The 24,938-nt window shown below is 63.9% G+C and carries 21 protein-coding genes; 16 read left to right on the top strand and 5 right to left on the bottom strand.

The window, feature by feature from the left end:
- Positions 1–88: 88 nt before the first annotated feature.
- Positions 89–1,462 carry an amidase gene (locus tag NKH16_RS08085; protein ID WP_352614557.1) on the top strand — a complete coding sequence of 458 codons (1,374 nt, stop codon included), beginning with the start codon at positions 89–91 and terminating at the stop codon, positions 1,460–1,462.
- Here NKH16_RS08085 and NKH16_RS08080 read toward each other — a convergent pair.
- Positions 1,456–2,532, bottom strand: a complete 1,077-nt coding sequence (locus NKH16_RS08080; protein ID WP_352469959.1) for an NAD(P)/FAD-dependent oxidoreductase — start codon at positions 2,530–2,532, stop codon at positions 1,456–1,458. The genes NKH16_RS08085 and NKH16_RS08080 overlap by 7 nt on opposite strands.
- A gap of 118 nt (positions 2,533–2,650) precedes the next feature.
- On the opposite strand from NKH16_RS08080, the gene NKH16_RS08075 reads away from it, so the two are divergent.
- The 4 genes from NKH16_RS08075 (at position 2,651) to NKH16_RS08060 (ending at position 6,478) form a co-directional block, all read left to right on the top strand.
- Positions 2,651–3,250: a TetR/AcrR family transcriptional regulator gene (locus NKH16_RS08075; RefSeq protein ID WP_352614617.1), complete on the top strand. Its 600-nt coding sequence runs from the start codon at positions 2,651–2,653 to the stop codon at positions 3,248–3,250.
- Entirely contained in the window at positions 3,247–4,173 is a 927-nt protein-coding gene (locus tag NKH16_RS08070; protein ID WP_352469958.1) for a haloalkane dehalogenase, read from the top strand. The genes NKH16_RS08075 and NKH16_RS08070 overlap by 4 nt, the downstream gene beginning before the upstream one ends.
- A gap of 260 nt (positions 4,174–4,433) precedes the next feature.
- Entirely contained in the window at positions 4,434–4,796 is a 363-nt protein-coding gene (locus tag NKH16_RS08065) for a hypothetical protein (RefSeq protein ID WP_352469957.1), read from the top strand.
- Positions 4,797–4,879: 83 nt separating this feature from the next.
- The gene (locus tag NKH16_RS08060; RefSeq protein ID WP_502893745.1) at positions 4,880–6,478 is read left to right on the top strand and encodes a peptide chain release factor 3; all 1,599 of its coding nucleotides are present in this window, start codon (positions 4,880–4,882) and stop codon (positions 6,476–6,478) included.
- A gap of 172 nt (positions 6,479–6,650) precedes the next feature.
- Here NKH16_RS08060 and NKH16_RS08055 read toward each other — a convergent pair whose 3' ends face one another.
- Entirely contained in the window at positions 6,651–7,124 is a 474-nt protein-coding gene (locus tag NKH16_RS08055; RefSeq protein ID WP_352743080.1) for a VOC family protein, read from the bottom strand.
- A gap of 286 nt (positions 7,125–7,410) precedes the next feature.
- Here NKH16_RS08055 and ilvD point away from each other — a divergent pair, with 286 nt between their 5' ends.
- The 3 genes from ilvD (at position 7,411) to NKH16_RS08040 (ending at position 11,900) form a co-directional block, all read left to right on the top strand.
- Entirely contained in the window at positions 7,411–9,255 is a 1,845-nt protein-coding gene (ilvD, locus tag NKH16_RS08050) for a dihydroxy-acid dehydratase (RefSeq protein ID WP_352614564.1), read from the top strand.
- A 231-nt stretch (positions 9,256–9,486) separates the two neighbouring features.
- Complete coding sequence (locus NKH16_RS08045) at positions 9,487–10,761, top strand: amidohydrolase family protein (RefSeq protein ID WP_352898960.1); 1,275 nt, start codon at positions 9,487–9,489, stop codon at positions 10,759–10,761.
- 218 nt (positions 10,762–10,979) lie between these two features.
- Positions 10,980–11,900, top strand: coding sequence for a DMT family transporter (locus NKH16_RS08040; protein WP_352540426.1), 921 nt, complete (start codon positions 10,980–10,982; stop codon positions 11,898–11,900).
- Here the strand turns inward: NKH16_RS08040 and NKH16_RS08035 are convergent.
- Positions 11,897–12,799, bottom strand: coding sequence for a phosphotransferase (locus tag NKH16_RS08035; protein WP_352898957.1), 903 nt, complete (start codon positions 12,797–12,799; stop codon positions 11,897–11,899). The two genes, NKH16_RS08040 and NKH16_RS08035, sit on opposite strands and share 4 nt — an antisense overlap.
- 103 nt (positions 12,800–12,902) lie before the next feature.
- Here NKH16_RS08035 and NKH16_RS08030 point away from each other — a divergent pair, with 103 nt between their 5' ends.
- The gene (locus NKH16_RS08030; RefSeq protein WP_352448485.1) at positions 12,903–13,535 is read left to right on the top strand and encodes a class I SAM-dependent DNA methyltransferase; all 633 of its coding nucleotides are present in this window, start codon (positions 12,903–12,905) and stop codon (positions 13,533–13,535) included.
- Positions 13,536–13,553: 18 nt separating this feature from the next.
- Here NKH16_RS08030 and NKH16_RS08025 read toward each other — a convergent pair whose 3' ends face one another.
- Both NKH16_RS08025 and NKH16_RS08020 read right to left on the bottom strand, forming a co-directional pair.
- A complete protein-coding gene (locus tag NKH16_RS08025) occupies positions 13,554–16,007 on the bottom strand; it encodes a GcvT family protein (RefSeq protein ID WP_352898953.1) in 2,454 nt (817 codons plus the stop codon).
- Positions 16,004–16,888, bottom strand: a complete 885-nt coding sequence (locus NKH16_RS08020) for a phosphotransferase (protein WP_352899043.1) — start codon at positions 16,886–16,888, stop codon at positions 16,004–16,006. The genes NKH16_RS08025 and NKH16_RS08020 overlap by 4 nt, the downstream gene beginning before the upstream one ends.
- Before the next feature lie 435 nt (positions 16,889–17,323).
- On the opposite strand from NKH16_RS08020, the gene NKH16_RS08015 reads away from it, so the two are divergent.
- The 7 genes from NKH16_RS08015 to NKH16_RS07985 all read left to right on the top strand — a co-directional run bounded on the left by NKH16_RS08015 (position 17,324) and on the right by NKH16_RS07985 (position 24,923).
- Positions 17,324–18,100: a DeoR/GlpR family DNA-binding transcription regulator gene (locus NKH16_RS08015; RefSeq protein ID WP_352743073.1), complete on the top strand. Its 777-nt coding sequence runs from the start codon at positions 17,324–17,326 to the stop codon at positions 18,098–18,100.
- A gap of 78 nt (positions 18,101–18,178) precedes the next feature.
- Positions 18,179–19,105, top strand: coding sequence for a LysR family transcriptional regulator (locus NKH16_RS08010; protein ID WP_023676350.1), 927 nt, complete (start codon positions 18,179–18,181; stop codon positions 19,103–19,105).
- Between the two features lie 255 nt (positions 19,106–19,360).
- The gene (locus NKH16_RS08005; protein ID WP_352448482.1) at positions 19,361–20,515 is read left to right on the top strand and encodes an ABC transporter substrate-binding protein; all 1,155 of its coding nucleotides are present in this window, start codon (positions 19,361–19,363) and stop codon (positions 20,513–20,515) included.
- 189 nt (positions 20,516–20,704) lie between these two features.
- The gene (locus NKH16_RS08000) at positions 20,705–21,700 is read left to right on the top strand and encodes an ABC transporter ATP-binding protein (RefSeq protein WP_352448481.1); all 996 of its coding nucleotides are present in this window, start codon (positions 20,705–20,707) and stop codon (positions 21,698–21,700) included.
- A 14-nt stretch (positions 21,701–21,714) separates the two neighbouring features.
- Positions 21,715–22,665 (top strand): ABC transporter permease, encoded by a 951-nt coding sequence (locus NKH16_RS07995; RefSeq protein WP_352448480.1) that lies wholly within the window; start codon positions 21,715–21,717, stop codon positions 22,663–22,665.
- Positions 22,655–23,470 carry an ABC transporter permease gene (locus NKH16_RS07990; RefSeq protein ID WP_023676345.1) on the top strand — a complete coding sequence of 272 codons (816 nt, stop codon included), beginning with the start codon at positions 22,655–22,657 and terminating at the stop codon, positions 23,468–23,470. The genes NKH16_RS07995 and NKH16_RS07990 overlap by 11 nt, the downstream gene beginning before the upstream one ends.
- Positions 23,471–23,495: 25 nt before the next feature.
- Complete coding sequence (locus NKH16_RS07985; RefSeq protein WP_352743068.1) at positions 23,496–24,923, top strand: gamma-aminobutyraldehyde dehydrogenase; 1,428 nt, start codon at positions 23,496–23,498, stop codon at positions 24,921–24,923.
- The last annotated feature ends 15 nt before the right edge of the window (positions 24,924–24,938 follow it).

Raw genomic sequence — 24,938 nt, 5'->3', positions numbered from 1 at the left:
CGCCATCGTCGAATGCCGAGCCAGGCTTGTATCCACGCGCCAATCCGCCATTTTGAGGATCGCGGCGCGATAGCCCGGAGCATTCACCATGGATATCGTCTTTTCCTCGACCACCAAACTGGCCGCGGCCATCCGCGACCGTACGGTTTCCGCAATAGAGGTGCTGGACGAGCATCTGGCGCAGATCGACAGGCACAATAAGGCGGTCAATGCCGTCGTAACCCTCGATCGGGACGGTGCGCGGCAACGCGCCGTCAAAGCCGACGACGCGCAGGCGCGCGGCGAGGCTCTTGGGCCGCTGCATGGCGTGCCGTTCACACTGAAAGACACGCATGAAACCGCCGGCATGAGAACCACCGTCGGCTTCCCGGCCTTCGCCGACTATGCTCCGAGGGCAGACAGTCCGGTCGTTGCCCGGCTGAAGGCGGCAGGCGGCGTGCTGGTGGGCAAGACGAACGTGGCGACGATGCTCGGTGACTGGCAGTCTGACAATCCACTGTTCGGCCGCACCGGCAACCCCTGGAACCTCCAGCGCACCGCCGGCGGCTCCAGCGGCGGTGCGGCGGCGGCGCTCGGCACTGGTATGACGCCGTTCGAGGTCGGCACCGACATGCAGGATTCGATCCGGCTGCCGGCCGCCTTTTGTGGCGTCTACGGCCTCAAGCCGACCGAGCACCGCGTCTCGCTCGCCGGCGCCTTCCCCGACCCGGGCGGGGCGCCGCGCAGCGTGCGGCTGATGTCCTGCCTCGGACCGCTGGCGCGCAGCGTCGAGGACCTGGCACTGATCTACGGCCTCATTGCCGGGCCGGATGGAAGCGATACCGACCTTGCGCCGGTACCGGTCGAAACCATGCCGGAGCTGGATCTCAGAAATTTGCGCATTGCCGTCGCGCCGTCCTTTCCGGGCTTTCCGGTGGCCGGCGAGATCAGCGCGGCGGTCGAAAGTCTGGCAAAGGAGCTTCAGTCGGCAGGCGCCATCGTCGAGGATGCCAAATTGCCGGAGCTCGACCTGCACGACGACCTAGCACAAGGCGGTGCGCTGATCGGCATGATGCTGGAGGCGGCCCAGCCCAAACCACCGGAGAAGCCGACGCCGGTCTCGCGCTGGTTCGAGGCGCTCGCCCGCCGCGACAGCTCCATCCTGGCGTGGGAACGGTTCTTCGACGGCTGCGACGCCTTGCTGTGCCCGGTCGCCATGGCCACCGCCTTCCCGCATTGCGAGCCGGGAACGCCGATCGAGGTCGACGGCAAGACGCAAAGCTACTTGATGCTGCCGGCCTATGGCGCGGTGTTCAACTACAGCGGCCATCCGGCACTGTCGCTGCCCTGCGGACAAGATCGCGACGGCCTGCCCATCGGACTACAGCTTGTCGGCAAACGCTGGTCGGAGCGGCGCCTGCTCGGAATCGCCAGGGCAATCGAGCCGCTGGCCGGCGGCTTTCGCCGCCCGCCCGGCTATTGAGTAAACCGCGCCAGTCCGTAGGGATCAAGCAGCGGATCGCGCTCGCCGTCGAGGATTTCGCGGGCGGCGAACAGGGCGACGGCCGGCGCCAGCGTGATGCCGGAATGCATAACGGCGACATAGACGCCGCTCGTGCCTTCGGCGCGGCCTATGATCGGAAAGCCATCGACCGGCGTGGGCCGATAGCCAATGGTGTGGAAATCGAGTTCCAGCCCATCCGCGCCGCGCAGCATCGCCTTCATCGCCGCAAACAGCTCGCGGGCGGTGGCCGGGGCATCCATGCCGGGATCGGCGCCACCGAAATCCGAGCCGGCGATGACGCGGCCTTCCGCCGTCTGGCGCATATGCAGGCGGTCGCCGATCACCAGGCCGTTGAGCAGCTTTTCGTAGGGGCGCGAATGCACGATCAGGCCGGGCGGCGTTTCGATCGGCAGTTCTATCCCGGCTGTGGCAGCGATTGCCGGGGAGCCGGCTCCGGCCGCGATCACCACCTCGTCGGCAGCAATCCGCCCGCCGGATGTATCGACGCCGGCAATCCTGCCGTTGGCTTGCACCAGAGCGGTGACGGTCGTCCCGGCTACAATTCGCGCGCCGCGCCGTTCGGCGTCGGCCAGCAGTGCTTGCGTGGCGGCGACCGGCTCGGCAACGCCTTCCTCGGCGACATAAAGGGCGAAATCGGGAAGCTCGGTCAGATTGGGCTCGATGCGGGCCGCTCCGGCAAGGTCGACACGCTCGATGCCGTAGCCCCATGCGGAGTGCTCGGCCGCATAGGCTTCGAGTTCGGGACGTGGCAGGTCCCAGCACAGGCCGCCGCACCATTGCAACGGGATGCCGGGCACCTCGTTCGCCAGTCGCGTCCATTCGGCCATCGATCGAGTCCGTAGTCGGAAGTAAGGCTGCGGATTACCCCAGCTGGCATTGATCCAGGCAAAGGAATTCGGTGTCGCGACGCCGCCGGCGCCGCTGCCGGCAACGACCGTCACCTTTGCTCCAGCCCTGGTCAGGTGCCAGGCGATGGAGGCGCCGATGATACCGGCGCCGATGACGATCACTTCTTTCGCAGCTGTCATGCTTCACTCCTCGTTCCAACGCCACCACTGCGATGCCATTGCCCGTGGGTTCTGCCAAGAGCGAGCCGTATCAAATGTGCCTCTTGACTTTAATACGTACGTACGTATTTTACCTGGCATGGCTAGACATTCACTTCGCGAAAAACTTCTCGACGCCGGTTTCAAAACCATCTGGAGCTCCGGCTATTCGGCCGCCGGCGTACGCGACATCGTCGCCGCGGCCGATGCCCGTCCGGGGTCCTTCACCAATCATTTTGCCTCCAAGGAGGCGTTCACCGGCGAGGTGCTGGACCGCTATTTCGCCTATGTGAGCGGTTTGGCGGAGCAGGCCCTTGCCCGGGACGGCACACCCCCGGTCGGGCGCTTGCGCCGCTATCTCGAAATCATCACGTCGAAGCTGGAGGCGCATGATTGGGCACGGGGCTGCATGATCGGCAATCTCAGCCTCGAGACGGCGGCTCACAGTGAGGCGCTGAGGCTGCAACTCGTCGCCATCTTCGAACGCTGGCGCAAGCCCTTTGCCGAATGCATCGCCGAGGGCCAGGCGGCTGGCGACATCACCGACGCGTTCGATGCCGAGGACCTCGCCGATTTCCTGTTGAGTTCCTGGCAAGGCGCGATGCTGCGCATGAAGGTGGAGCGCAGTCCCGAACCGCTCGAGCGTTTCAAGAATATCGTCTTCAAAACAGTCTTCGTAAAAAAGGAGCTGATCCGATGAACCCGAAACTCGAAAAGCAGCAATCCCGCACAACGGTGCCGCGCTCGGAAGTCGCGGTACTCGATTCCACCATCTCCTATGTCGAGGCAGGTACTGCCGGTCCGACGGTGCTATTCCTGCACGGCAACCCGACGTCGTCCTACATCTGGCGCGACATCATCCCGCATGTGGCGCCGTTCGGCCGCTGCATTGCGCCCGACCTGATCGGCTATGGCCAATCCGGCAAGCCGGACATCGACTATCGCTTCTTCGACCACGTCCGCTATCTCGACGCCTTCATCGAGACGCTTGGCATCAGTGACGTGGTGGTCGTCGCGCAGGACTGGGGCACCGCGCTCGCCTTCCATCTCGCGGCCCGGCGGCCGCAGCGGATCCTCGGCCTCGCCTTCATGGAATTCATCCGCCCCTTCGAGAGTTGGGACGATTTTCACCAGCGTCCGCAGGCGCGCGAATTGTTCAAGGCAATGCGCACGCCTGGCGTCGGTGAGAAGCTTGTCCTGGAAGACAACGTCTTCGTCGAAAAGGTGCTTCCGGCTGCGGTGCTGCGCACGATGAGCGATGAGGAAATGGCCTCCTACCGGGCACCGTTCCCGACGCCCCAATCGCGCAAGCCGATCCTGCGGCTGCCGCGCGACCTGCCGATTGAAGGCCAGCCCGCCGATGTCGCTGCCATCAGCGAGCACGACCATCGGGCGCTCCGGCTCTCCTCCTACCCGAAGCTGCTTTTCTCAGGCGATCCGGGGGCCCTCGTCTCGCCGCATGCGGCACGGGAATTCGCGGCCGGCCTGAAGAACTGCCGGTTGATCGATCTCGGACCCGGCGCGCATTATCTACAGGAGGACCATGCCGGCAGGATCGGCGCCACAATTGCCGAGTGGATTCCGGAGGTGGCCTTCGAGAGCCGAGCGACCGAATCGGCCTGACGTCGGGACGTGAACCGGCGGCAGCCGGAGAGGTCGACAGCTTAGCTCTGCCGGTGCCAAGCGATGGAGGCGCCAATGATGCCGGATCCAATGACGATGATGTTCTTGCTCACGGCCGTGTACCTTCAAACGCCCAGGACTTCTTGCCCTCATTGCCACCATGCTACAGACTTACCAAGGGCGTTGCCGGGACCGCTCTCGAAGCGGGTCGATGACGATCGCCTCACTGGAAACGTTCAGCTCAATCACATGAGGGTCATTTGCGCCGCTGGATAAAAGGGTTGGTTTTTGCTGCAGCCGGAGCCGCCATTGTCTATGCCGTCTTCTTTGGCCCGCTGCCGTTCGTTCGATCTTGGTGGCAGGACGACAACTGGCTGGATCCTTTGCATAAACGCCATCGCATCGCTGACGGTTTGGTGCTGACCGGGGCGTTGGTTGGGAAATCGCGGGCAGAAGTTGTTGCCATGCTCGGCGAGCCGCCGAAGACGGACTATTTCGAGGACTGGAGTCTGGTTTATATTCTTGGTTCGGAAAGAGGATTTTTTTCGATCGACTCTGAATGGCTGGTTATGCGCCTGGATGACGTTGGCTCGGTCTCGCAGGCGGCTATCGTCAGAGACTGAACCTGCTGCCGGGGTATCAGCGGTGTTTCCGTTCGACAGGCTGGAAAAGCGCTGCTAGAAGCCCGCGCCACAGACAGGATTCCATGAAATTGGCTGAAGACATCGAACAAGCGGTATCGCGCCGCCGCACTTTCGCGATCATCGCCCACCCCGACGCCGGCAAGACGACGCTCACCGAAAAACTGCTTTTGTTCGGCGGCGCCATCCAGCTTGCCGGCGAGGTCAAGGCCAAGAAGGACCGCATCCAGACCCGCTCGGACTGGATGAAGATCGAACGCGAGCGCGGCATTTCGGTGGTCACCTCGGTGATGACCTTCGAATACGAGGACACCGTCTTCAACCTGCTCGACACGCCCGGCCACGAGGATTTCGCCGACGACACCTATCGCACGCTGTCGGCGGTCGACAGCGCGGTCATGGTCATCGACGCCGCCAAGGGCATCGAGCCGCGCACGCTGAAACTGTTCGAGGTCTGCCGGCTGCGCGACATCCCGATCATCACCTTCGTCAACAAAATGGACCGCGAAAGCCGAGACCCATTCGACATCCTCGACGAGATCGAGCAGAAGCTGGCACTGGATACAGCGCCGATCACCTGGCCGATCGGCCGCGGCAAGACCTTTTCCGGGACCTACCATCTGGCGCTGAACGCGGTGCGCAAGGGCGACGCCGAAAAGGAGCGCACGCCGGTCAATGGACCCGATTCCAACCGCGTCGCCGGCCTGTTGCCGGAGAACGAGCGCGAGGCCTTCATCGAGGAGCTGGAGCTGGCGCGCGCGGCCTGTCGCCCGCTCGACCTCGATGCCTTCCGCGAGGGCCATCTGACCCCGGTCTATTTCGGCTCGGCGCTGCGCAATTACGGCGTGCGCGACCTGATCGAGGCGCTCGGCGCCTACGGGCCGCCGCCGCGCGCGCAGGAGGCCGACAGCCGCAAGGTCGAGGCGACCGAGGACAAGATGACCTCCTTCGTCTTCAAGATCCAGGCCAATATGGACCCCAATCACCGCGACCGCATCGCTTTCGTGCGCGTCTGCTCCGGCAAGCTCGAGCGCGGCATGAAGGCCAAGCTGGTGCGCACGGGGAAACCGATGAGCCTGTCGGCACCGCAATTCTTCTTCGCCCGCACCCGCGTCACGGCCGACGAGGCGTTCGCCGGCGATGTCGTCGGCATCCCCAACCACGGCACGCTGCGCATCGGCGACACGCTGACCGAGGGCGAGGAGATCCTGTTTCGCGGCGTGCCGAATTTCGCGCCTGAAATCCTGCGCCGCGTTCGCCTCGGCGATGCCATGAAAGCCAAGAAGCTCAAGGAAGCGCTGCACCAGATGGCCGAGGAAGGCGTCGTGCAATTGTTCTCGCCGGAGGACGGCTCGCCAGCCATCGTCGGCGTCGTCGGCGCCCTGCAGCTCGACGTCTTGAAGGAGCGGCTAAACTTCGAATACACACTGCCGGTCGATTTCGAAATGTCGCGCTTTTCCGTCTGCCGCTGGATATCGGCCGACGACAGGGCCGAGCTCCAGCGCTTCATCGAGGCGCATCGCGGCGACATTGCCCGCGACCTCGACAACGATCCGGTGTTCCTCGCCCAGCACGCCTTCTCGCTCAACTACGAGGCCGAGCGCTGGAAGGCGATCCGCTTCACCGCGGTCAAGGATTATCAGGTCCGCGACAGGGCGGCTTGAGCTGTTGGTTTTCCCTTCTCCCCTTGTGGGAGAAGGTGTCGCCGAAGGCGACGGATGAGGGGTGTTCCAGAAAACACCAACGTCTCATTCCGTCCCACACCCCTCAACCGTCTCGGCGCTTCGCGCCGATCCACCTTCTCCCACAGGGGGAGAAGGCAAGATCGCGTTCCATTCACCCCTTGGCTGCCTCTTCGATCTTGGCGATGTCGATCTTGCTCATCTGCATCATCGCCTGCATCACGCGGCCAGCCTTTTCCGTGTCGGGGTCCAGCAGCAGCCTGGGCAGCTGTTCGGGAACGACCTGCCAGGAGAGGCCGAATCTGTCCTTCAGCCAGCTGCACTGGCTGGGCTGGCCACCGCCCGCGATGAGCCTGTCCCAGAAATAGTCGACCTCTTCCTGCGTCTTGCAGTCGATGGAAAGCGAGACTGCCTGGGTGAACTTGAATTGCGGGCCGCCGTTGAGCGCCTGGAACTGAACGCCGTCGAGCTCGAATGAGACCATCAGCACCTTGCCCTCATTATCGCCGCTGCCCTTGGGCCAGCGCATCACGCTCAGCACCTTCGAATTCTTGAAGATGGAGATGTAATGGTTCATGGCCTCCTCGGCCTGGTCGTCGAACCACAGGCAGGGGGTGATCTTTTGCATTCGCTTGCTCCTCGGGCTGGTTTTGGCTTGTTTCGCTCGCAAACGGCCGGCTGGCAATTGATGCCCGGTCCGCCGTCTGCTCAAGGACGCTCGAGCAAACCACGATCCGACAGCGCTTCTGACTTTTTTACGGCCTGGACCGGCTGCGTCTTTGGCTGGCCGCTCGTTCCGCACCCTGGCGCAGCGCAAAATTGTGGCCAGACCAGAGTGTGCCGTCTATAAGGTCTGCGGCTCAATTCCGGTTTTCCGCACCTTTGGGCGCGACGCAGACAGCAAGGACAGTTCAATGCCCGCCTACCGTTCCCGCACCACCACCCATGGCCGCAACATGGCCGGCGCCCGCGGCCTGTGGCGCGCTACCGGCATGAAGGATTCGGATTTCGGCAAGCCGATCATTGCCGTGGTCAATTCCTTCACCCAATTCGTGCCGGGCCATGTCCATTTGAAGGATCTCGGCCAGCTGGTTGCCCGCGAGATCGAAAAAGCCGGCGGCGTCGCCAAGGAGTTCAACACCATTGCCGTCGATGACGGCATCGCCATGGGCCATGACGGCATGCTCTATTCGCTGCCGTCGCGCGAATTGATCGCCGACTCGGTCGAATACATGGTCAACGCGCACTGCGCCGACGCGATGGTCTGCATCTCGAATTGCGACAAGATCACGCCCGGCATGCTGATGGCGTCGCTGCGCCTCAACATCCCGACCGTCTTCGTCTCCGGCGGGCCGATGGAGGCCGGCAAGGTGGTGCTCGCCGGCAAGACCCAGGCGCTTGACCTGGTCGACGCCATGGTCGCAGCCGCCGACGACAAGGTGTCCGACGAGGACGTCAGGATCATCGAGCGCTCGGCCTGTCCGACCTGTGGCTCCTGCTCCGGCATGTTCACCGCCAATTCGATGAACTGCCTGACCGAGGCGCTCGGCCTCTCGCTGCCCGGCAACGGCTCGACGTTGGCCACGCACGCCGACCGCAAGCGGCTGTTTGTCGAGGCCGGTCATCTGATCGTCGATCTCGCCCAGCGCTATTACGAGCAGGACGATGACACCGCGCTGCCGCGCAGCATCGCCTCGAAGGGCGCCTTCGAGAATGCCATGACGCTCGACATCGCCATGGGCGGCTCGACCAACACGGTCCTGCACATCCTCGCCGCGGCACATGAGGGCGAGGTCGACTTCACCATGGAGGACATCGACCGGCTGTCGCGGCGGGTGCCGGTGCTGTGCAAGGTGGCTCCGGCCAAGGCTGACGTCCACATGGAGGATGTCCATCGCGCCGGCGGCATCATGGCCATCCTCGGCCAGTTGGATAGCGCCGGGCTGATCAACCGCGACCTGCCGACGGTGCACACCGCAAGCCTCGGCGAAGCGCTCGATCATTGGGACATTTCGCGCACCACCAGCCAGAATGTCCGGGATTTCTTCCTGGCGGCACCCGGCGGCGTGCCGACGCAAGTCGCGTTCAGCCAGGACCGCCGCTGGGACGATCTCGATCTCGACCGCGAGAAGGGCGTCATCCGCTCGGCCGAACATCCTTTCTCCAGGGATGGCGGCCTTGCCGTGCTGAAAGGCAATCTGGCAATCGATGGCTGCATCGTGAAGACGGCGGGCGTCGATGAATCGATCCTGAAATTCACCGGTCCGGCAAGAGTGTTCGAAAGCCAGGACGCCAGCGTCAAGGCGATCCTGTCGAACGAGATCAAGGCCGGCGATGTCGTCGTCATCCGCTATGAAGGGCCACGCGGCGGACCCGGCATGCAGGAAATGCTCTACCCGACCAGCTATTTGAAGTCGAAAGGTCTCGGCAAAGCCTGCGCACTGATCACCGACGGTCGTTTTTCCGGCGGCACCTCCGGCCTGTCGATCGGCCATGTCTCGCCGGAAGCCGCGGAAGGCGGTCTGATCGGGCTGGTCAGGGAAGGCGACACGATCGAGATCGATATCCCCAACCGCACCATCAGGCTTGCTGTCGACGACGCCGAACTCATCGCCCGTCGCGCCGCGATGGAGGCCAGGGGAACGGCTGCCTGGAAGCCCGAAGAAAAGCGCAAGCGCAAGGTGACGACAGCCTTGCGCGCCTATGCGGCGATGGCGACAAGTGCCGCCAAGGGGGCGGTGCGGTACGTGCCGGAATAGAGGCTTTTCCTTCTCCCTTTGTGGGAGAAGGTGGATTGGCGCGCAACGCCAAGACGGTTGAGGGGTGCTGGACGGAGTGCCGCCGGCGCCAAGCTGGAACACCCCTCATCTGGCCGCTTCGCGGCCACCTTCTTCCACAAGGGAAGAAGGGAAGGGCCGCGCCTGAAGGTTCCGCCTTGCGGCAGCACGCTGCATGGAAAGAAACGGCTTTTTTGAACGAGGTGGCGCTAGATGGATTTTGACCTTGTGGTGCGCGGCGGGATGCTGCCCGACGGCAGGATCGCGGATATCGGCATCGTCGGCGAAACGATCGCAGCGATAGAGCCCGAGCTGAACGTCAGCGCCGGCACGGCGATCGATGCCCATGGCAATCTGGTCTCGCCGCCCTTCGTCGATCCGCATTTCCATATGGACGCCACGCTTTCGCTCGGCATTCCGCGCATCAATGTCTCGGGCACGCTGCTCGAAGGCATCTCGCTTTGGGGCGAGTTGAAGCCGCTTCTGACCCACGAAGCGGTGCGCGACCGTGCGCTCGCCTATTGCGACTGGGCGGTGTCGATGGGCCTGCTCGCCATCCGCACCCATGTCGATGTTTGCGACGACCGCCTGCTGGCGGTCGAAGCGCTGCTCGACGTGAAGAAGACGGTTGGCCCCTATATCGACCTGCAGCTGGTCGCCTTCCCGCAGGACGGGTTTTACCGCTCGCCGACGGCGCGCGACAACACCATCCGGGCGCTCGACATAGGCGTCGATGTCGTCGGCGGCATTCCGCATTTCGAGCGCACAATGGCCGACGGCACGCGCTCCGTCACCGAGCTCTGCGAAATCGCGGCGAAGCGCGGCCTGATGGTCGACTTGCATTGCGACGAGACCGACGATCCGCTGTCGCGCCACGTCGAGCAGCTTGCCTATGAGACGCAGCGGCTCGGGTTGCAGGGCAGAGTGGCCGGCTCGCACCTGACATCGATGCATTCGATGGATAATTACTACGTTTCGAAGCTATTGCCGCTGATTGCCGAGGCCGGCGTTTCGGCGATCCCCAATCCGCTGATCAACATCATGCTGCAGGGCCGCCACGACACCTTTCCCCAGCGCCGCGGACTGACGCGGGTCAAGGAGATGCTGGCGCAAGGCATCCGCGTCGGCTGGGGCCAGGATTGCGTGCTCGACCCCTGGTATTCGCTGGGCACCGCAGACATGCTCGACGTCGCCTTCATGGGCCTGCATGTCGCGCAGATGTCGAGCCCGGCCGAGATGGCGCGCTGCTTCGATATGGTCACCAACGTCAATGCCGCCATCATGGGCCTCGACCACCTTGGCCTGGCGGTCGGCAAGCGCGCCAGCCTGGTCGTTCTCGATGCCGGCAACCCAGTCGAGGCGCTGCGGCTGCGCCCAGAGCGTCTCTGCGTCATCGCCAGGGGCAAGGTGGTGGCCGAGCGCAGCCGGCAGGACACGCGGCTTTCGATCGCTGGAAGGCCGGGCACGGTGAACCGGCGCCACGCTTAAAGCGCGTCGCGTTTGAACGGACCCACGCGACGCGCTTTAAGGTCTTGTTTTTAAGCGTGTCGTTATCGCAAAACCGCTGCACACTTTTGCGCGACATGCATTAGTCCAGCCGATTTCCGGCGCTGGTCTTACCGAATTCTCGATTTTCGCCTCGTCATGGCCGCAGCTTGCGACTACGACGCGGGTCACCGTACCCCACGGCGAGGAACCGGTAACGGATGGCGCAGCCCGCAGCCCAGTACTCAACGATCATGAACGTGCTGCTGGCCGGCATCCTGCTGATGCTCGCCGGCGACTTCCTGTTTGCGCTGAACGACGCGATGGGCAAGTGGCTGGTCGCCAGTTTTTCCGTCGGCCAGGTCGTGCTGATCCGCTCGATCGGCGCGTTTTTCATACTCGGGCCGATGATTGCACATCAGGGTGCGGCCAAGCTGTTTCGCATGGAGCGGCCGGAGCTGCAGCTGCTTCGCGTGGTGATGACGACGCTCGACACGGCGCTGTTCTACGCGGCGGTCGTCTATCTGCCGCTCGCCGATGTGATGAGTTTTTACATGGCCGGGCCGATCTATGTCGCGGCGCTGTCGCACTTCCTGCTCGGCGAAAGGGTCGGCTGGCGCCGCTGGGCGGCTATCCTGGTCGGTTTCTGCGGCGTGCTGATCATGCTGAAGCCGTCCTCGGCCGCGTTCTCGCTGTCGTCGATGTTCGCGCTCGCCGGCAGCATTTCCTTTGCCTTCGCCATCATCCTCAATCGGCGGCTGCGCGGCACCAGCGACACCTCGCTGGTCACCTGGCAAACCATCGGCACGCTGCTGGTCGGCGCTGCGTTGACCCTCGGCAGCTGGAAGACGCCGTCCTCGCTCGATTTCGGCGCCATGCTGCTTCTCGGCATCGTCTCCTGCGGCGCGCATCTGATGATCACCAGGGCGTTGAAGCTGGCGCCGGCCTCGACCTTGGCGCCGCTGCATTACAGCCTGCTGTTGTGGGCAGTGGTCTTCGGCCTCGCCTTCTTCGGCGATGTGCCTGGGCCGCGCATCCTGATCGGCTCGGCCATCGTCGTGCTGGCCGGCCTGTTCATCTTCCACCGCCAGAAGGTGGTCGACACGGTACCGCCGGAAAACGTGCCGAAGGGTGTAAATTAACCCCGGCGCACCGCCGCGAGATGCCGCGAAAATTCCGGCGTCTCCATCAGCGCCTTGCAGCGCGCAAACCGGCCGTCGGCATAGGCGCGAAAGTCGTCGGCCGGATTTTTGTTGGCAAGCTGGATCAAGCCCCAGAGCGTCCACAACAGGTCGCACATCGCCTTGTAGATGACGATGCGGCCGCGCTCCGCCGGTCTCGGCTCGCCGCCGAAATAGGCCAGCATCATCTCTTCGTCCTGCGCGGCGTTGAATTGCCCTTCGACGCTGAGGTCGCCGAGATCCCAGAGCGGATCGTTCATGCCGGAATATTCCCAGTCGACGATCCACATCCTGTCGCCCGTATCGAGAAAGTTTTCGCAGAGCGGGTCGCAGTGGCAGGCGACGATCGGCAGAGCTTGAGCCGCAAGTGCTGAGCGCACTGCCTCCGCCTCGCGGACCACATCGTGGTAGCCGGCAGGCAGGGCGACGTCCTTGGTTGACAGCACTTTCAGATAATCGTCGATCATCGCAAACAGCTCGAAGCGGAAGGGGAACACCGCGCCGGATGTGTGCAGTTTGCGAAAGGCCTTGCCGGCGCGTGCCGGGCTGCCCGGCCGAGTCTTGAACTTTTCCGGTGACATCGTCTCGGCACCGGCAACGAAGCGGGTCACCAACACGCCGGTCTCGGCATCGACATGCAGCACTTCGGGACTGACGCCTGCCTTCGCCGCTTCCCGCGCCGCCACTGCCTCGTTGGCGCGGTTGATGTATTCCTCGGTGCCCTTGCCGGGGATACGCAGGCAGAAATCCTTACCCCTGAAGACGAGGTTGGTGAGACCGCCGAGCCGTTCCAGAGGGCCGTCATAGCCGGCCAGCATCGGAATGGCCGCAAGTGCGGCGCGCGCCCGGTCGTCCGCCATGGATTTCGCTCCTTTCCCCGTGTTATTGGGACGACGACGGTTCCACAGTTTTCGCCGTTTGGCTATGATCGCGTTGCGGATCGATACCAGGCGACGGAAAGCGATGACGGACAGCAATCAGCAGAGCGCACTCGCCGCAGCCTATGCGGCGAAGCGGCCGGAAGACGTCGCGGCGCTCTACGACAGTTGGGCAGGCACCTATGACGCCGACATGTCGGCGGCTGGCTATCGCCATCCCACCATCTGCCTTGCCTTGCTGGCCCGCCATCTGCCGCGCGGCGCCGCTCCTCTGCTCGATGCCGGCGCCGGCACCGGGCTCATCGGCGAATGGCTTGCCATTACCGGTTATCCGCAGGTCGAGGCGCTCGACATCTCGGAAGGCATGCTGGCGCAAGCCGCGCGCAAGGGCGTCTATTCGGCGCTGCACTGCCTGGCGCTTGGCGGACCGCTGCCCTTCGTGGACGACGCCTATGCCGGGATCATCTCAGCCGGCGTCTTCACGTCCGGTCATGTCGGGGCCGAGGGTCTGGACGAGCTGATCCGCATCTGCCGGCCGGGCGGGGTGATCGTGCTGACAGTGAAGAACACGCTGTGGGATGCCGGGTTTGCCGCGCGGATCGCCGATCTCGAGGCGCAAGGCACCGTCACGCGCGCCGAAGAGACGCCGTCCTATGTTTCGATGCCAGGCGAGGCCGATACCGTGCCGAGCCGGGGGCTGGTGCTCATCGTGAACTGAGGCTGAAACCGAAAGGCTCTACGCCTTCACCTTTGCTCCTGCCGGATCGTAAAGCGGCTCGAGGTGTATCTTAGCCGGCGTCCGTTCCATTGCCACCACCAGCTCGTAGTTGCCGGAAGTGAGGAAATCATCGTTGACGCCATCGGCATTGCGCACATAGCCGTAGCCGATGTTCTTGCCGATGGTGTAGCCATAGCCGCCGCTGGTGAGATAACCGACCGCCTCGCCGTTGCGCAGGATGGTCTCGCGCCCGAGCAGCACGACGTCCGGATCATCGACAGTGAAGCCGGCAAAGCGTTTCCCGAGCGCCGCGCCGTCGAGCTTTTCCAGAGCCCGCCGGCCGAGGAAATCGGTGTTCTTCCTGAGCTTCACCGCCCAGCCGAGGCCGGCCTCCTGCGGCGTGTCGTTGGGCGTGATGTCGGCGCCCCAGGCGCGGTAGCCCTTTTCCAGCCGCAGCGATTCCAGCGCCCGATAGCCGACCGGGCGAATGTCGTGGACAGCGCCCGCCGTCATCAGCGCGTCGAAAACCTCGCCCGTCGCCGCGATCGGCGCATGCAGTTCCCAGCCGAGTTCGCCGACATAGGTGACGCGCAGTGCCCGGATGGCATGACCGGCAATGGCGATCTCGCGAACATGGCCGAATGGAAAGGCGGCATTCGAGACGTCGGCATCGGTCACCGCTGACAGCACGTCACGGGCGCGCGGCCCCATCAGCGACAATGTGCCGAAATCCTCCGTGACGTCGGTCAGCATCACGTCGAACTCCCTGCCGATATGATCGGCAATCCAGGAGAAATCATGCGTGCGGAAACCGGTGCCGGTGACGATGTAGAATTTCTCCTCACCGAGCCTCGCCACGGTCAAATCGGCCTCGATGCCGCCGCGCGTGTTGAGGAGCTGCGTGTAGGTCAGCCGGCCGACCGGCTTGGCGACGTCGTTGGCGCAGATCCAGTCCAGCGCCTTCAGCGCGTCGGCTCCGGTCATTTCGTATTTGGCGAAAGACGACTGGTCGAAAATACCGATCTTCTCGCGCACGTGGTGGTGCTCGTCGCCAACCGCCGGGAACCAGTTCTGCCGGCCCATCGAATAGAAGTCCTTCGGCTCGATGCTTTCCGGCGCGAACCAGTTCGGCCGCTCCCAGCCAAGTTTCGAGCCGAACACGGCGCGATGTTTTTGCAGCCGCTCGTACAAAGGCGAGACGATGCGCGGCCGGCCGCTGACATATTCCTCATGCGGGAAGCCGATCGTGTAGTGCTTGCCATAGGCTTCCAGCGTGCGGTCGCGGACCCATTGCCGGTCGCGGTGGAGATCGGAGAAGCGGCGGATGTCGACCACCCACAGATCGAGCGGCGCCTCGCCGTCGACGACCCATTGCGCCAGCACCCAGCCGGCGCCGCCGCCGGACGCGATGCCGAAGGCATTGAAGCCGGCGCCGACGAACATATTGGCGCATTCCGGCGCCACACCGAGGATGAAATTGCCATCCGGCGTAAAGCTCTCCGGCCCGTTGATCATCTGCTTGACGCCGGCATTGGCGAGCGCCGGGACACGCTCGATCGCCTGGCTCATATGCTGCTCGAAATGATCGTAATCATCGTCGAAGAGCCGGAACTCCCAATCGTCCGGCACATCGCCGCCCGGCAGACCGGTCGTCCACGCCTGCGGGTTCGGCTCGTAGCCGCCCATCACCAACCCGCCGACCTCCTCCTTGAAATAGGTGCGGCGATCGGGGTCGCGAATTGTCGGCGCGTCGGTCGCCAAGCCGACGATCCTCTCGGTGATGATGTACTGGTGCTTCACGGGCTGCAGCGGCACGTTGATGCCGGCCAGCGCACCCACCTGCCGCGCCCATTGCCCGGCGCAGTTCACCACCTTGTCGCAGGCGATATCGCCCTTGCTGGTCTTTACCGTGGTGATGCGGCCGTCTCTCATTTCAAAGCCGGTGACCCGCACCTCCTCGAACAATTTGGCGCCATGCATGCGCGCGCCCTTGGCCAGTGACTGGGTGATGTCGGAAGGGCTTGCCTGACCGTCGGTCGGCAGCCAGGACGCGCCGACGAGGTCGCCGGTTTCCATCAGCGGCCACATCTCCTTGACCTCGGCCGGCGACAGCAGATGCATGTCCATGCCGAAGCTCTTGGCCGTCGTTGCCAACCGCTTATACTCGGTCCAGCGGTCGGCATTGGTGGCGAGGCGCAGGCAGCCAGTCATCTTCCAGCCGGTGGCGAGGCCGGTTTCGGCTTCCAGCCCCTTGTAGAGATCGACCGAATATTTGAGCACGCGCGTGATCGACGCCGACGAGCGTAGCTGGCCGACCAGCCCGGCAGCATGCCAGGTCGAACCCGAGGTCAGTTTGCCCTGTTCGAGCAGCACGATTTCGGCCTTGTGGTCGCGCGCCAGATGATAGGCCGTCGAACAGCCGATGATGCCACCGCCGATGACGACGATCCCGGCCTGGGCGGGCAAGGTCATGTCCGCGTCCCGTATTTTGTCCTGTAGTTTTCCAGGGCGGCTTCGAGCCGCGCCAGGTTTTCGTCGGCGTAGGCGGCGTAGTCGACACCGGGCGCGTCGAGGTAAAGCTCGGAAACCATGCCCCACATCGCCTCACGCAGCAGCGACGCGCATTGCATGGCGGCGTGCGAGCGCCGTATCGCCGGGTCTGGCTCCTTCATGAAATAGACGGTCAGGAAGGCGAAGGACTCCTCGTCGCTCATGCCTGCATTCGACGCCGCGCCGGCAAGGTCGAACATCGCGGTGTTGAAGCCTGCATATTCGAAATCGATGAGCCACAGCCTGTGACCGTCGTCGATTATGTTAGCCGGCAAGAGGTCATTATGGCCGAAGACGATCGGCAGCAGCTTTTGCGCGCGCTCGAGCTCGTCCGCCAGCGTCAGCAGGCGCGGCAGTTCGCCCAGCTTGCGGCTGCGGCCTTCCTCCAGCGTGCGCGCATAGTCGCGAATGACATGGAATACCCAGAACATGAAGCCGGCGCCGGAGACATGACCGGGCATCTCCCGGTGGAAACCGCGCAGCAACGCGGCAACGCGGCCGAGATCGGCGCGCACGTCCTGCGCGACATAGGCCTTGGCGCCGAGATACTCCGTCACCATGACGCCGGGTCCAGTGTAGTGGACGGCCGGAGCGAAGCCTGCCGCGTGCGCTGCCCGCGCCGTCATCATCTCGCGCTCGCGAAAGACATGGTGGAACGGATAGTCCTGGCCGAGCCGCACGACGTGCCGCCCGGCCGCGTCCTTGACCAGATAATTGGCATTGCTCAGCCCGCCCGGCAGCGGCGCGATGTCGATGCTGCCGGTCCAGCAAGGCAGCGCACGGATGCGGTCTTCGACAGTCACGATCTCGTCCAACATTGGGTCAATTTTCCACGCATGTCACGGCTGGCCAGCGATGACAATCGGACGGAGGAATGGAGGCAACGCGAAGATCTCGTCGGTGCAGATCCCGGGATCGGTATCCCGCACCGCACCGACGAGCCCCTTTGTGCCGGGTTCTTCGACGCCGGCATCCGCCCCCGCGGATCCTGAATTTCGGTACCCTTGCACCCGACGATCTCCCGGGTGTTCGGGCAAGCGATTTTTCGTGCGGCTCAGCCTCCGTCCTCCGTTCCGAGCCTGTCACAGCGATAATGTCGCGCCACGCTGGAGGCGTTGTCAACGCGAAATTGTGGTATTTTCTGGTTTTTTGCCCGAATTTTGCTAAATTCCTTGGAGTTAGTGGCATTTATGCCGTAGAAGCGGTCAGCGGTGCAACAATCCGACCGGATGGAGCCGATGGTCCACTCGAAGCGGCATGGCGAAATCCTGCGCCTCCTCAAGGAGGAAGGCACCGTGACCATTGCGAGCCTGGCCAACCGGCTGGGCGTCTCGCTGGAGACAGTACGCCGCGACGTCAAGCCACTGACCAGCGACGGTTCCATCCTCAAGATGCACGGCGCCGTCGGCCTGCCGTCGATTGCCGGCGAAGCGCCGTTCGAGCGGCGCATGCGCGAGAACGCCGATGCCAAGCGGGCAATAGCGCGCATGGTCGCCGCCACCATCCGCGACGGCGAATCGATCATGCTCGACACCGGCACCACCACCTCTTTCCTGGCCCGGGAACTGCTCGGCCACCGGCGGCTGACGGTCGTCACCAACTCCTCCGACATCGCCCGCACGCTGGCCACCGTCAACGGCAATAAGGTCTACATGGCCGGCGGCGAGCTGCGCAGCGATTCCGGTGCTGCCTTCGGCGTCTCGGCCATCGAATTCGTCAGCCGCTTTTCCGTCAGCCATGCAGTGATATCGACCGGTGCGGTCGATGCCGTCACCGGCGTCATGGACTATGATCTGGAAGAGGCCGAATTCGCCCGCATGGTGCTGTCGCGCGGCCAGCGTTCGCTTGTCGTCACCGACCACAGCAAATTCGGCCGCCAGGGCCTTGTTCAGGTCTGCGGCTTCGGCGGCTTTTCCGAACTCGCGACCGACCGTCCGCCGCCGCACGACATCGCCGCCGCCCTTGCCCAGGCCGGCGCACGGCTCAGCATTGCCGATGGCGGAAGCGAGGGCTGAGCTCTATCGGGAGCACCATCGGGAGATCTGCGCCAGCACCCACTTCCCAGCGCCGCCTCTGCCGTGTTTAGTCCGGCCATGGCTTTCACCATCCGCCAATTGCAGTTCTTCATCGCCGTCGCCGAGCAGGGCACAGTGTCGGGCGCCGCCCAGAACCTGTCGATCTCGCAATCCTCGGTCACCGAGGCGATCAAGGAGCTGGAGCACGATCTCGGCGTCGAGCTGTTCGAGCGCCACCCGCGCGGCTTGAACATCACCCACAAAGGCCACCAGTTCCTGCGCCATGCGAGAAAGATCCTGGCCGACGTTTCCGATGCGCGCCGCGCCTTCTTCGGCGAACAGGCCGCGGCAAGCGGGCGGCTGCAACTTGGCGTCACCTCGCTGGTCGCCGGCTATGTGCTTTCCGATCTTCTTGCCCGCTACCGCCGCGCCTATCCGGGTGTCGAGGTCTCGGCGATCGAGGACAATGGCGACTATCTCGAGCACCTGTTAATTGGCGGCAAGCTCGACATTGCCGTCATGGTCACCTCGAACCTGCGCGACCGCACGGCACTGCAGTCCGAAATCCTCGAAGTCTCGGCCTATCGGCTGTGGCTGCCGCTCGGCCATCCCTTGGCCGGTGCCGACATCATCGGCATCGGCGACATCGCCTCGGAACCGCTGATCATGCTGACCGTCGACGAGATCGAGGAGAACACCGGAAAGCTGCTGACGGCAATCGGCGCCAAGCCGCATGTCGCCTTCCGCACCCGCTCGGTCGAAGCGGTGCGCAGCCTCGTCGCTACCGGCGCCGGCGTGGCGCTGCTGCCCGACCTCGTCTACCGGCCATGGTCGCTGGAAGGCGACCGCATCGAATCGCGCGATATTTCGGGGTCGTTACCAGTCGTCCAGGTCGGCATGGTCTGGCGGCGCGGCTCCGGCCTGCCGCAGGCGGCGCGCGACTTCATCGGACTTGCCCAGTCGCAGCGCATGGTGCGCCAACGGCCCGAGAAGATCGGCCGCTGACGTATCGGAAAAACCGATATCGGCTTTCTGATAAATGAATTTGCGAAACCGGAAATTTCGCAGCACTTTTCGGTCAGGGAACAAAGCTGCCGTTAGAGCGACGTGCGTCCAATTGGACGCACATAGTACGCTCTAAGACTTTTAGTTTTCGCATCGGGCTTTCAGAGCCGCGCATCCAACGTTTTTGAACGGGCGCATGATCTTCTTCCGAAACCCGAAACCGGTTTCGAGGTCATGCAAAATGGGAGATCGACGATGAATTCATTGCTGAAATCATGCACTGCCTTAACGGTCGCGCTGAGCTTCTCCGGCCAGGCCATCGCCCAGGTCAAGGAGCTCGGCAAAGGCGAAGGCGAGGTCAATATCGTCGCCTGGCCGGGCTATATCGAGCGCGGCGAAACCGACAAGGGCTATGATTGGGTCACGTCCTTCGAGAAGGAAACCGGCTGCAAGGTCAACGTCAAGACCGCTAACACCTCCGACGAGATGGTCTCGCTGATGAACGAGGGCGGTTTCGACCTGGTCACCGCCTCGGGCGATGCCTCGCTGCGTCTGGTCGCCGGCAAGCGCGTCCAGCCGATCAACACCGACCTCATCCCGAGCTGGAAGACGGTCGACGACCGGCTGAAGGATGCGCCCTGGTTCACCGTCGGCGGAGTCCATTACGGCGTCCCCTATCAGTGGGGGCCGAACGTGCTGATGTACAACACCGAAGTGTTCAAGGAGGCGCCGAAGAGCTGGAACGTGGTCTTCGAGGAAATGAAGCTTCCCGACGGCAAGTCGAACAAGGGCCGCGTCCAGGCCTATGACGGGCCGATCCACATCGCCGACGCCGCCAATTACCTGATGGCTCACAAACCGGAGCTCGGCATCAAGGATCCGTACGAACTGACCGAGGATCAGTACAAGGCGGCGCTCGACCTGCTGCGGGTCCAGCGTACGCTGGTCGGACGCTATTGGCACGACGCCGCCATCCAGGTCGACGATTTCCAGAACGAAGGCGTCGTCGCCTCCGGTTCTTGGCCCTACCAGGTCAACACGCTGATCGCGGCCAAGAAGCCGGTCGCCTCGACTATCCCCGAGGAGGGCGTCACCGGCTGGGCGGATACCACGATGATGGAGGCCGATGCTGCCCACCCGAACTGCGCCTACATGTGGATGGAGCATTCGCTGTCGCCAAAAGTGCAGGGCGACGTCTCCGCCTGGTTCGGCTCGCTGCCGGTTGTGCCCGCCGCCTGCAAGGGCAACGAACTGCTCGGGGAGGAAGGCTGCAAGACCAACGGGTACGACAATTTCGACAAGATCAAGTTCTGGAAGACGCCGGTCTCGAAATGCGCCACCCAGAACGACCAGTGCGTGCCCTATTACCGCTGGGTGTCGGACTATATCGGCGTCATCGGCGGGCGGTGAGTTCGCCTCACCTACGAAGCTCGGCGCTGCCCCTCACCCTTACCCTCTCCCCGTGAAGAACGGGGGGTCGCCAGCGTTGGAGCGCCTCCCTTCTCCCCGTCCACTATACGAGGAGAAGGTGCCGGCAGGCGGATGAGAGGCAGCGCTACCGCCTGAAATTTGATGAGCCTGACAGATCAGGACAGCCCCATGACCTCCGCCGTTTCCTTCCAAAACGTCTCTCGCCATTTCGGCAGCGTGCGTGCCGTCGACGCGGTCGATCTCGACATCGTGCCGGGCGAGTTCTTCGCCATGCTCGGGCCTTCCGGCTCGGGCAAGACGACGTGCCTGCGCCTCATCGCCGGTTTCGAGCAGCCGACGGCGGGCTCGATCTCGATCTTCGGCGAACGCGCCGAGGGCGTGCCGCCCTATCGCCGCAACGTCAACACCGTGTTCCAGGATTATGCGCTGTTCCCGCATCTCAACGTGCTCGACAACGTCGCCTATGGGCTGATGGTCAAGGGCGTCGGCAGACCGGAGCGGCAAAAGGCGGCGGAAGAAGCGCTGGCGCTGGTGCGGCTTCCCGGCTACGGCGCCCGTCGCCCTGGCCAGCTTTCCGGCGGCCAGCGCCAGCGCGTCGCGCTCGCCCGTGCGCTGGTCAACCAGCCCAAGGTGCTGTTGCTCGACGAGCCGCTCGGCGCCCTCGACCTCAAGCTTCGCGAAAACATGCAGGAGGAGTTGAAATCGCTGCAGAAGGCGCTCGGCATCACCTTCGTGTTCGTCACCCACGACCAGGGCGAAGCGCTGTCGATGGCCGACCGCGTGGCCGTCTTCAATGACGGCAAGATCATGCAGATCGGCACGCCGGAAGACATCTACCAGCGCCCCAAGACCCGCTTCGTCGCCGATTTCGTCGGCTCGTCCAACGTGCTGCCGCCGGATTTCGTCCAGCGCTATGCCGGCCAGCATCGCTGGGGCAGCCTGCGGCCCGAATCCATCCGTATTGGCCGGGCCAACGGCGAAGGGGTTGCCGCCCGCCTGGTCTCGACCAACTATCTCGGCGCCACGACAAGACTGGCGCTCGATGCAGAGGGCTTGCGGCTGCATGCCATCGTGCCGGCGGGTGCTGCCTTGCCCCGGGAAGGCGAGGCGGTGGTGCTCACCTTCAACCGCGAGCATTTGCATCTGATGGACGAGCCAGGATGAGCCTGGACGCTGCCATGCCGCGGGCCACGGCCCCCGCCATCCTGCCGGGTAGTGGCGGCGTACGCGGCGGGCTCTCCGATCTCTTCTGGCGCCGGCCGCAATTCTTGCTGCTCCTGATGCTGCTACCCCCGGTTCTTTGGCTCGGCATCGTCTATATCGGCTCGCTGTTTGCGCTGCTTTTGCAGAGCTTCTTTTCGATCGATGAGTTCTCCGGCCTCATCAACCGCGAGTTCACGCTGAAGACTTATGGCGACCTGCTGCAGGCCGCCAATCTCGACATCATCCTGCGCACGGTGACGATGGCGGCGCTGGTGACGCTGGCTGCGGCGGTCATCGCCTTTCCCATCGCCTATTACGCGGCGCGCTATGCGCGTGGCCGTTGGAAGGCGCTGTTTTATCTCGGCGTCATGCTGCCGCTGTGGTCGAGCTACCTGGTCAAGATCTATGCCTGGAAGCTGATCCTGGCCAAGGAAGGCATCCTGACATGGCTGCTGGCCAAATTGCATCTTCTCTGGCTGCTTGATGCCTGGCTATCGCTGCCGATCGTCGGCGGCAACTCATTGTCGGTCTCCTCAACCGGCACCTTCGTCGTCTTCGTCTATGTCTGGCTGCCATTCATGATCCTGCCGGTGCAGGCCGCACTCGAGCGCGTGCCGGGCAATTTGGTCGAGGCTTCGTCCGATCTCGGCGCCTCGCCCGGCCAGACCTTCGGCAACGTGCTGTTCCCGCTGGCGCTGCCCGGCATCGTTGCCGGCTCGATCTTCACCTTCTCGCTGACGCTCGGCGACTACATCATTCCTCAGATCATCGGCACCTCGCGGCTGTTCATCGGCCAGGCCGTCTATTCGCAGCAAGGCACCGCCGGCAACATCCCGCTCGCCGCCGCCTTTACCGTGGTGCCCATCGTCATCATGGGCTTCTATCTCTGGGGCGCCAAGCGCATGGGGGCTTTCGATGCGCTCTGACCGTGGCCCATCTGCGCCGATCGGCCTGAAGCTCGCTGCCACCGGCGGCCTGCTCTTTCTGCACCTGCCGATCCTGCTGATCTTCGTCTATGCCTTCACCACCGAGGAGAAGAGCTTCGTCTGGCCGCCGCCGGGCCTGACCACGCAATGGTTCGCCGTCACCTGGAACCGCCCCGACGTCTGGCAGGCGCTGTCATTGTCTGTGCGGGTCGCGGCGATCTCGACTGCCATCGCTCTGATCCTCGGCACGCTGTGCGCAGCCGCCGTGTCCCGCACAAAATTCTTCGGCCGCGAAACCATCTCGCTGCTGGTCATCCTGCCGATCGCGCTGCCCGGCATCATCACCGGCATCGCGCTGCGCTCGGCCTTCGCGCTGGCCGAAATCCCGTTCTCGTTCTGGACGATCGTGCTCGGCCACGCCACCTTCTGCGTGGTCGTCGTCTACAACAACGCGGTCGCCCGTTTCCGCCGCACGTCCGGCTCGATGATCGAGGCGTCGATGGATCTCGGCGCCGATGGTTTCCAGACCTTTCGGCATGTCGTGCTGCCCAACATCGCTACCGCGCTGCTGGCCGGCGGCATGCTTGCCTTTGCGCTGTCCTTCGACGAGGTCATCGTCACCACCTTCACCGCCGGCCAGCAGCAGACGGTGCCGATCTGGATGCTCGAAGAATTGATCCGTCCGCGCCAGCGTCCGGTCACCAATGTCGTGGCGATGGTGGTAGTGCTGGTGACGCTGCTCCCCATCCTCGCTGCCTATTACCTGACCCGCGACGGCGACCAGATCGCCGGTTCGGGCAAATGATCTCGTTCATAAGGGAGAGACTTCCATGGACAAGCAGATGCTGATCGGCTCGAAATTCGAAAAAGGCACCGAGACCGAGGAGCCGATCCTCAACCCGAAGACCGGGGCGACCATCCTCAATCTGCCTGAGGCCAGCCCAGCGCAGATCGAGGCGGCCGTGCTTGCTGCCGAAAAAGCCTTCGTCACCTGGTCCCGCACAACACCGGCGCAGCGCGCCGGCTATCTCCTGAAGATCGCCGATCGCATCGAGGCTGCTGCACAGGATTTCGCGGCGCTCGAGGCGCTGAACTGTGGCAAGCCGATCAATGCCGTGCTCAATGACGAGATCCCGGCGATCGTCGACTGCTACCGCTTCTTTGCCGGCGCGGTCCGCTCGATGCCCGGCCAGGTCGCCGGCGAATACATTCCCGGCCACACCTCGATGGTCCGCCGCGACGCCATCGGCGTTGTCGCGTCGATCGCGCCGTGGAACTATCCGCTGATGATGATGGCCTGGAAGCTGGCGCCGGCGATTGCCGGCGGCAACACCGTCGTCTTCAAGCCGTCGGAACAGACGCCGCTGACCGCGCTGAAGCTGGCGAAAATCCTTGCCGAGATCCTGCCGGAAGGCGTCGTCAACGTCGTGCTCGGTCGCGGCGACAGCGTCGGCAACACGCTGATCAACCACCCGAAGGTCAACATGATCTCGATCACCGGCGACGTCGCCACCGGCAAGAAGGTGCTGCAGGCTGCCGCCAAATCGGTCAAGCGCACACATCTCGAGCTCGGCGGCAAGGCGCCGGTCATCGTCTTCGACGACGCCGATCTCGGCGCGGTGGTCAACGGCCTGCGCGCCTTCGGCTATTACAATGCCGGCCAGGACTGCACCGCCGCCTGCCGCATCTACGCCGGCAAGAAGATCTACGACAAGCTCGTCGCCGACCTCTCCGCTGCCGTCTCGACCATCAAGTATGATCGTCCTGACGATACCGAAAACGAGATCGGCCCGCTGATCTCGCGTCGCCAGCGCGACCGCGTCTCGAGCTTCGTCGAGCGCGCCTCTGAGCTCAAGCACATCGAGATCACCACGGGCGGCAAGCCGGGCGAGGGCTCCGGCTTCTTCTACCAGCCGACCGTCGTCGCCGGCGCGCTGCAGGAGGACGAGATCGTGCGCCGCGAAGTGTTCGGTCCGGTGGTCTCGGTCACCCGCTTTTCCGAAGTCGACGAAGCGGTGAACTGGGCCAATGACTCTGACTACGGCCTGGCGTCGTCGGTGTGGACCAAGGATGTTTCGCGCGCCATGGCGACGGCGGCCCGGCTGCAATATGGCTGCACCTGGATCAATACCCATTTCATGCTGACCAACGAGATGCCGCATGGCGGGTTAAAACAATCCGGCTACGGCAAGGACATGTCGCTCTACGCGCTGGAGGACTATACCGCCGTCCGCCACGTCATGGTCGCTCACGGGTAGCGCCCGCGAGGAGAC

The organism is Mesorhizobium sp. M1307, assembly GCF_040318155.1.
GTDB lineage: Bacteria > Pseudomonadota > Alphaproteobacteria > Rhizobiales > Rhizobiaceae > Mesorhizobium.
This window is presented reverse-complemented; position numbering and strand designations above follow the sequence as displayed.

Coding starts and splice junctions, on each gene's coding strand:
- ilvD (WP_352614564.1), top strand. CDS start 7,411: ATGCCCGCCTACCGTTCCCGCACCACCACCCATGGCCGCAACATGGCC.
- NKH16_RS07985 (WP_352743068.1), top strand. CDS start 23,496: ATGGACAAGCAGATGCTGATCGGCTCGAAATTCGAAAAAGGCACCGAG.
- NKH16_RS08035 (WP_352898957.1), bottom strand. CDS start 12,799: ATGGCGGACGACCGGGCGCGCGCCGCACTTGCGGCCATTCCGATGCTG.
- NKH16_RS08045 (WP_352898960.1), top strand. CDS start 9,487: ATGGATTTTGACCTTGTGGTGCGCGGCGGGATGCTGCCCGACGGCAGG.
- NKH16_RS08060 (WP_502893745.1), top strand. CDS start 4,880: ATGAAATTGGCTGAAGACATCGAACAAGCGGTATCGCGCCGCCGCACT.
- NKH16_RS08080 (WP_352469959.1), bottom strand. CDS start 2,532: ATGACAGCTGCGAAAGAAGTGATCGTCATCGGCGCCGGTATCATCGGC.
- NKH16_RS07995 (WP_352448480.1), top strand. CDS start 21,715: ATGCCGCGGGCCACGGCCCCCGCCATCCTGCCGGGTAGTGGCGGCGTA.
- NKH16_RS08015 (WP_352743073.1), top strand. CDS start 17,324: ATGGTCCACTCGAAGCGGCATGGCGAAATCCTGCGCCTCCTCAAGGAG.
- NKH16_RS08030 (WP_352448485.1), top strand. CDS start 12,903: ATGACGGACAGCAATCAGCAGAGCGCACTCGCCGCAGCCTATGCGGCG.
- NKH16_RS08085 (WP_352614557.1), top strand. CDS start 89: ATGGATATCGTCTTTTCCTCGACCACCAAACTGGCCGCGGCCATCCGC.
- NKH16_RS08000 (WP_352448481.1), top strand. CDS start 20,705: ATGACCTCCGCCGTTTCCTTCCAAAACGTCTCTCGCCATTTCGGCAGC.
- NKH16_RS07990 (WP_023676345.1), top strand. CDS start 22,655: ATGCGCTCTGACCGTGGCCCATCTGCGCCGATCGGCCTGAAGCTCGCT.
- NKH16_RS08075 (WP_352614617.1), top strand. CDS start 2,651: ATGGCTAGACATTCACTTCGCGAAAAACTTCTCGACGCCGGTTTCAAA.
- NKH16_RS08040 (WP_352540426.1), top strand. CDS start 10,980: ATGGCGCAGCCCGCAGCCCAGTACTCAACGATCATGAACGTGCTGCTG.
- NKH16_RS08055 (WP_352743080.1), bottom strand. CDS start 7,124: ATGCAAAAGATCACCCCCTGCCTGTGGTTCGACGACCAGGCCGAGGAG.
- NKH16_RS08025 (WP_352898953.1), bottom strand. CDS start 16,007: ATGACCTTGCCCGCCCAGGCCGGGATCGTCGTCATCGGCGGTGGCATC.
- NKH16_RS08005 (WP_352448482.1), top strand. CDS start 19,361: ATGAATTCATTGCTGAAATCATGCACTGCCTTAACGGTCGCGCTGAGC.
- NKH16_RS08010 (WP_023676350.1), top strand. CDS start 18,179: ATGGCTTTCACCATCCGCCAATTGCAGTTCTTCATCGCCGTCGCCGAG.
- NKH16_RS08070 (WP_352469958.1), top strand. CDS start 3,247: ATGAACCCGAAACTCGAAAAGCAGCAATCCCGCACAACGGTGCCGCGC.